The sequence below is a fragment of the Halohasta sp. A2 genome (assembly GCF_056175805.1).
On the sequence record NZ_JAQFWV010000182.1, the window covers coordinates 1 to 808 of the forward strand.

Annotated in this window: 1 protein-coding gene; it reads right to left on the reverse strand. The window is 53.3% G+C overall.

Annotation, left to right across the window (positions count from 1 at the left end; genetic code table 11):
- Positions 1 to 207 precede the first annotated feature (207 nt).
- On the reverse strand, positions 208 to 537 hold the full coding sequence (locus O2S87_RS18685) for a HalOD1 output domain-containing protein (protein WP_475410220.1): 330 nt from the start codon (positions 535 to 537) through the stop codon (positions 208 to 210).
- Between the last annotated feature and the right edge of the window lie 271 nt (positions 538 to 808).

An 808-nucleotide genomic window follows, 5' to 3' on the forward strand; every position in this document is an offset into this window, starting at 1 on the left:
TTGGAGCGTCGAATCTCAGCTGAAGTTTCGTCAAACCTGAGCAGATCCCGACAAGTTGCACCGACCTCGTCGATGTTTCTCCCCAGATCTCCTTGGCTCCAGGCTAAACCCCAGAAGTAGTGCTAGTGCATTCGGTTCCTGTCACCTGACCCCACAAGCCATCGATGGTCGAGTGGGGTAACCAGGGACGACCCGCAAAAAACGGCGTTAGTCGAAACTGCGAGCGGTGTCGTCGTCGATGTGGATCTCTCCAGTCTGGGTTACAGTTACCTCGTAGGCGCCAAACTCGAACGTGACTTGTAAGGCACCACCGGTTGGACCTGAAGACACCAGCGTTTCGAGCGCGTCAGGGTCGATAACATCGTACAGCCGCGGCTGCAGCGAGAGCGGATCGACATCGGAGGCGGCTGCCACCGCCCGGACGACCGAAACACCGATCGATTGGTCCTCCGACCAATCATGTGTGAATCGCTGTCTTTCTGCATTGCTGGTGTCAGCCGAAATCTGCGAGTTGCCCGGATCCATGTCTTTGATCATTGCTGTGTGTACACTCGCGGTAGGATACCTATTTAAAAAGCCTTTCTGTTAGGATGGGATTACCATGCCTACCAGCGCCGTTGGGCTCCGTACCGATGTTTTTCGAGATTGGTAGGATCTGTATACGAGCTTTCTCAATATATGGGTCGCGTCTCAGGATCGTTTAGAACCAAGCCAATACTCACCGCAACGAAGTAGCAGTTGATACGTTAGAGGAAGGGGACTGTTTCGGTGCTAGAATGAAAGAGTCCCCAATCGAGATTACACTCAC

Bases quoted from the DNA above. Each gene is read 5' to 3' on its own strand.
- O2S87_RS18685 (WP_475410220.1), bottom strand. From the start codon at position 537: ATGATCAAAGACATGGATCCGGGCAACTCGCAGATTTCGGCTGACACC.